6 protein-coding genes are annotated in these 6,057 nt (G+C 37.3%); 4 read left to right on the top strand and 2 right to left on the bottom strand.

Going from position 1 to position 6,057, the window contains the following annotated elements; genetic code table 11:
* From Q8907_11335 to Q8907_11325, 3 genes are all read left to right on the top strand, one after another.
* Positions 1–816: hypothetical protein (locus Q8907_11335; GenBank protein ID MDP4274859.1), on the top strand; the 816-nt coding region annotated here is incomplete at its 5' end.
* Positions 817–840: 24 nt separating this feature from the next.
* Complete coding sequence (locus Q8907_11330) at positions 841–2,040, top strand: M20 family metallopeptidase (protein ID MDP4274858.1); 1,200 nt, start codon at positions 841–843, stop codon at positions 2,038–2,040.
* Positions 2,041–2,132: 92 nt separating this feature from the next.
* Positions 2,133–2,303 (top strand): 4Fe-4S binding protein, encoded by a 171-nt coding sequence (locus Q8907_11325; GenBank protein MDP4274857.1) that lies wholly within the window; start codon positions 2,133–2,135, stop codon positions 2,301–2,303.
* Between the two features lie 73 nt (positions 2,304–2,376).
* Here Q8907_11325 and Q8907_11320 read toward each other — a convergent pair whose 3' ends face one another.
* Positions 2,377–3,384, bottom strand: coding sequence for a DUF2268 domain-containing putative Zn-dependent protease (locus tag Q8907_11320; GenBank protein ID MDP4274856.1), 1,008 nt, complete (start codon positions 3,382–3,384; stop codon positions 2,377–2,379).
* 217 nt (positions 3,385–3,601) lie between these two features.
* On the opposite strand from Q8907_11320, the gene Q8907_11315 reads away from it, so the two are divergent.
* Positions 3,602–4,123, top strand: a complete 522-nt coding sequence (locus Q8907_11315) for a shikimate kinase (protein MDP4274855.1) — start codon at positions 3,602–3,604, stop codon at positions 4,121–4,123.
* A 431-nt stretch (positions 4,124–4,554) separates the two neighbouring features.
* Here the strand turns inward: Q8907_11315 and Q8907_11310 are convergent, their stop codons facing one another.
* Positions 4,555–5,691, bottom strand: a complete 1,137-nt coding sequence (locus Q8907_11310; GenBank protein ID MDP4274854.1) for an aldose epimerase family protein — start codon at positions 5,689–5,691, stop codon at positions 4,555–4,557.
* Positions 5,692–6,057 lie beyond the last annotated feature (366 nt).

Below are 6,057 nucleotides of genomic sequence, written 5' to 3'. Positions count from 1 at the left end.
TTCCGTTATGACCGTACCGTGAACCTTTCAACCGATATGCAAAATCTGAAAACCTCAAATAATTATAAGTACTGGGATGGGATTAAGCTGGAATATATTTACGATGATACCAGATTTCTGGGGATTAATCTTTATGAAGGTACACGGGCCAAGGCTTTTGGCGAATCATACTGGCAGATAAACAACAAATTATCCGATTTATTTGTGCTGGGTGTTGATTGCAGGCATTATGAAAGAATTCACAGAACCCTGATTTGGGCAAGCCGTTTTGCAGCAAGTACTTCCTTTGGGCGCAACCGCCTGCTCTATTACCTGGGCGGTGTTGATAACTGGTGGACTTACCTGTCAAAGGGTTCTACTTTTGACCAGTCAGTTTCTGTAAGTCCAAACCAACATTATGCATACCAGGCTGTAGCTACCGATATGAGGGGATTCATCCAAAATGCAAGAAATGGGAATAGTTTTGCAATCCTAAACAATGAAATCCGTTTCCCTATAATCCGCTATTTTGCGAACAGGCCTATCAGTTCAAATTTCTGGTCCAATCTTCAGTTAGTTGGGTTTTGTGATATAGGTTCGGCTTGGACAGGACTCTCTCCTTACTCCGGCAAAAATGGCTATGACCACGAGACCATCAGCAATAAATCAATTGAAGTTGAACTTGATTCAAATCGAGACCCGATTATTGCAGGTTTTGGCTGGGGTGTACGTTTATCCCTTCTTGGATATTTTATCCGCCTGGATTGGGCCAGGGGTATTGAAAACAGTACTATCCTGCCCCAGGTATTTTACTTCTCCCTCAGCACAGATTTTTAAGACTCATTTTTTAAACAAAACTTCATGAATAAGCTTATTGACAGAATAAAACATTGCACTGAAACATATCTCTCCGATACATTAACCATAAGGCGCCTTTTGCATCAACATCCGGAACTCTCTTTTAATGAATTTAAAACTTCTGCATTTATTGCTTCAAAACTTACAGATCTGGGGATAGATTTAAAAAAAGACATTGCCCAGACCGGTATTATTGGAATCATAAGAGGTGAAAAACCTTCAACCAGGGTCATTGGCCTAAGAGCCGATATGGATGCCCTTCCCATCAAAGAAGAAACAGGTGTGGATTATCAAAGCCTAAATCCAGGGGTGATGCATGCCTGTGGCCATGATTTACATACCGCCTGTTTACTTGGGACTGCAAGAATTTTGCAGGAACTGAAAAGTGAATTTGGAGGAACGGTCCTGCTTATTTTCCAGCCTGGTGAAGAGAAACTGCCTGGGGGCGCCAAACTGATACTGGAAGATGAGCTATTTGAGCAATATAAGCCACAATTGGTCATTGGCCAACACGTGCTCCCCACTCTTGAAGCCGGAAAGGTCGGCTTCAGAAACGGAAAATATATGGCCTCCTGTGATGAAATTTACCTTACCGTGGAAGGACAAGGCGGGCACGGAGCAATGCCCTTTCAGCTGAACGATACGGTTCTTATCGCTTCCCATATTATTGTTGCACTTCAACAGATTGTAAGCCGTAACGCTAATTCGTTTACTCCTACTGTACTTTCATTTGGAAAAGTAATAGCTGATGGAGCCACCAATATTATACCCGATAAGGTATACCTTGAAGGTACCTTCAGGACTATGGATGAGCAATGGAGGTACCAGGCACATGAAAAAATCACCCGCATTGCCACCTCAATTGCCCAAAGTATGGGGGCAAGCTGCAAGGTCAACATCATGAAAGGTTATCCTTCGGTTTATAATCAACCGGAAATGACCAATAAGGCATCAGATGCAGCAAGGGAATTGCTGGGTAAAGAGGCTGTAGTTGAAACAGAGATGAGAATGACTGCAGACGACTTTGCATATTTCTCGCAGAAATATCCTTCTGTTTATTATCGCTTGGGGGTTGGCTATCCCGGCGGCAAGAATGCCCCTTTGCACTCCTCGCTTTTCAGTTTAAATGAAGATGCCGTAAAAACTGGCGTTGAAACAATGGCCTGGCTGACATGCGCTTTCCTCAACCAAGTGAAGGATTGAACATGTTGAATGGAATAATAAAAACGAATTATTTTGCTTTTTTGATTTTTAGAGTAAATTTGTAGCTAATTTTAATTTTAAAACTGCTCATTATGGCACACGTAATAGGAAGTGATTGTACTGCATGCGGTACTTGTATAGATGAATGCCCGGTTGAAGCTATTTCTGAAGGCGATATCTATAAAATTGATCCTGAACTTTGCACAGACTGCGGTTCATGTGCTGAAGTTTGCCCGGTTGAAGCTATTCACCCTGCAAAATAGTTCAGACGAGAAAAATAAAAAACCTGCTCATTTGGGCAGGTTTTTTATTTTATAGCGGATAGTTTATAGTTTATCAGGGCTGATAATTGGATAAGGTTAAAATTTCCTGTGCATTATTCTCCTCCATCAACTCAGGTAAGGTAACATCCGGATTATTCTTCATATAAGATTCAATAATTCTCCATCCCAACCAGACTGCAGCCTGGGCAGGCGAATCCTTGGTAAATTCTTTTGTAAACGGCCCGATATCCATAAACTTTGAAATAGTAAGCACCTCAGAACTAAATAAAAGCTTCCTTTCAACAAGGTAAGTCCACATGTCTTTCTCATTTTGCTTGCACCACTGCAACTGCTTTTTCGTAAACCCTGTAATAATTGTATCCTCTTCATCGGGTAACATGGCTTTTGTAAAATACAGAGCCTTACCATAATAAATCATGTTAGCCAACAGATTTACAGTTGAATCTTTTAAGGTATAATCTGTAAGCGCCATTGCATGCATACAATCAGAAGCTATTTTTTCTTTAGCCATGTTGTGCGTCATATAACGTGGCAAACCCAAACGGAGGTATAACTTACAATCCGAACCCAGATATTTATCCAGACCTATGCCCAAAATATGGTCGTCAACCACAATTGACTGGTTAAATCCTGCAATGTAAGTATAGATTTTGGGAACCGGTTTGTTTGGGAAATAATACTTGTAGCGTTTAAATGCATCTGTAAGCTCCTTATTCAAGCCGTCCATATTGGGAAATACTTTCTGGGAAGTCTGATAAGCCATTCCTACAACGTCTGCAGTAAGGAATTCTTTTAAATATCGCGGATAGGCAGGATCAGTCGATGGACCTATTTGAATAACCTGGGTATTGAATAATTTAAAAAAATTGCCATATTTTTTCTCAAGCAACAAAATCCCCTTAGTCATGTTATTCTTATCAAGTGCAAATAAATCCCGGTCAAACCGGGCTACTTCAACTTTTATGTTGATAGTTGAAATATCTACCTTATGTTCACTGCGGCGACTGCAACCGGAAAATAACACCAAAATTCCAATCAACAAAATAATTCTATTCTTCATCTTTCTATATTTTCTGTGTAACTCATCAATAAATCAACTTTTTCGTACCGGAACCGGCAAATTAAACAGAGACAAAAATAATAATTAACTTCTCAGCAATTTAGTTTTTATTGTATAATCGGACTAATAAGTTTAAGATTCCTGATAAAAACGAAAAAAAGATTTGAACTTCATATTTTATGTGATTCTTTACCTATTTTTGAACAAATAAAAAGAAATGAGGATCTATTTAATTGGTTTTATGGGTTGTGGTAAAACCACTTTAGGAAAGGAACTGGCTTTGTTGTTAAATTATACCTTCATTGATCTGGATGAACTTATTGAAGAGTCCCAGAATATGCCAGTTAAGGAAATATTTAGCATTAAAGGAGAAGATAAATTCAGAATATTGGAAAAAGAATGCCTGCATCAGACTGTTACAAAAAATGATATCGTAATTGCAACGGGAGGCGGAGCACCCTGTTTTTTTGATAATATGGATTTCATCAATCTTCATGGCAGTTCTGTATATCTTAAAGTCGATCCTGTTGATCTGCGAAACCGGTTGGCCGATAACAGTGAAAACATTCAAAGCCAAAATGAACGGCCATTAATTAAAAATAAAAACCCTGAGCAATTACTTTCTTATATCCAGGATACCCTGATTGAAAGAGAACAATTTTATAGACGGGCAAAATTAATTGTTGATGGAACAACAATCACTGCTTCAAAATTGAAGGACTTAATAATCCATCACTAATATTGATTTTGAGACGGCATGTTTGTTAAAAACTAAGCTTAACCTGGCATTATCCCACCATGTTTAAACAAGAGAAGGTATAGGATTAATAAATATTGTTAATCAATTTTTTAGAAATAAAGTGAGGCGATATTTCTGCTCCTATTTTGAATATTTTAACCCTCGTTTTTATACAATAAAAACAAAATAAAACGTTTTAATACAAAGTTTAAAATTTAGGAATACTATTTTTGCGAAAAATAAGAAACAATGAACATGTTAAATAAAAATTATAAGCGGACCAACAGAATATTGATGTGTGTGGAGATTTTGATTTATTTACTGATTTCGGTAGCCATAGTCTTTATATTCACTATATAAAAAAACTCACCCCGTAGAAAAAAGGTGAGTTCTTCAAAATTTAAAATTGCATTATTAGATGCAATCCAAAATTACTTCTTAACTGAGAATTTAAATATAGTAGTGGTATTATAATTCTCGCCCGGATTCAAGGTAGTTGTGGGGAATGCAGGATGATTTGGAGAATCGGGGAAATGTTGCGTTTCTAAACAAAATCCACCGCGGTGAATATACCCTTTTCCACTTTTCCCAATTAATTTTCCATCCAGGAAATTACCTGTATAAAATTGTACGCCAGGTTCAGTAGTTGTAACTTCTAAAACCCTTCCCGATTTGGGATCATAAGCAACTGCAGCAACGGAAAGTTCCTTCCCCTTTTTATTTAATACAAAATTGTGATCATAACCTTTGCCAAATTTAATTTGCTCATAGGAATCATTAATACGGGAACCGATTAAGGTTGATTTTGTAAAGTCTAAAGGTGTACCTGCTACTGCTCGTAGTTCTCCGGTGGGGATTAATCCATCATCAACAGGGGTGAATTTATCTGCATTGATCATTATTTCTTCTCCTAAAATATCCCCTGAATCTTGACCATTAAGATTAAAATAACTGTGGTTGGTAAGGTTCAAAACAGTAGGCTTATCGGTAGTTGCAGCATAATTTATTTTTAATTCATTGCTGTCGGTCAGGGTATAAGTTACTGTAATTTTTAAATTACCGGGGAAGCCCTCTTCCTGGTCTTTACTCAAATAACTTAATTCCAATGATTGTTTGTCTGTCTTTTCAATATTCCAAACTCTTTCGTCATAACCTATAAAACCTCCATGCAAAGTATTTTTGCCATCATTTTTTTCCAATTTGTAAACCGTACCGTTCAGGTTAAATTGCGCATTGCCTATACGGTTGCCATAACGGCCCACAACAGCGCCAAAATTTGGATTAACTTTCAAATAGTCTTTAATGGAACTAAATCCTAAGACCACATCGTCAAACTTGCCATTTTTATCCGGAACCCATACAGAAACAACTCTGGCCCCGTAATTGGTAATCTGAACTTCCACTCCGTTTTTATTCACCAGGTTCACTAATTTAACCTGCTTTGAGTCCAAAAGAGTATCAAACATCTTCTGATCTACTTCACCATGTTTCGGCTTCTGCGTGCCACATGACATAGCTGCAAACAGTACCAATACACCGCCGCATACTAAAGGAAAGTTTGTTTTCATAAGATTTTATTTAATAATTTAAGAGGTAAATAAAGCAAAAATAAACAAAAGAAGAAATAGTCATTTCTTTTATTTGAATTTTATTGATCTTTCATTAAACGGAGAATGGGATTGTTTTATTATCGCAAGAATACAGGCATTTTATACGTGGAAACCTGTTGATTTCAATCTGAAGTATTTCATTTTATAATTTATTGAAGTTTCGCAAGTAGTAAAAAGGGTTATAAGGGTATACTGCTTCATGGTATTACTCAGTGAAACTCAGGTTTTTCTCAGCGGATCTCAGCGTAAATGAATATTAATACACTGGCCTATAAGATAGTTTGAAATGGTTCCACTATTTTTTTGATTCCTGAGCGGAGTCTA

The sequence above is a fragment of the Bacteroidota bacterium genome, assembly GCA_030706565.1.
Taxonomy (GTDB): domain Bacteria; phylum Bacteroidota; class Bacteroidia; order Bacteroidales; family JAUZOH01; genus JAUZOH01.
The sequence above is the reverse complement of the archived record's forward strand: the minus strand, read 5'-3'. Positions and strand labels throughout refer to the sequence as shown.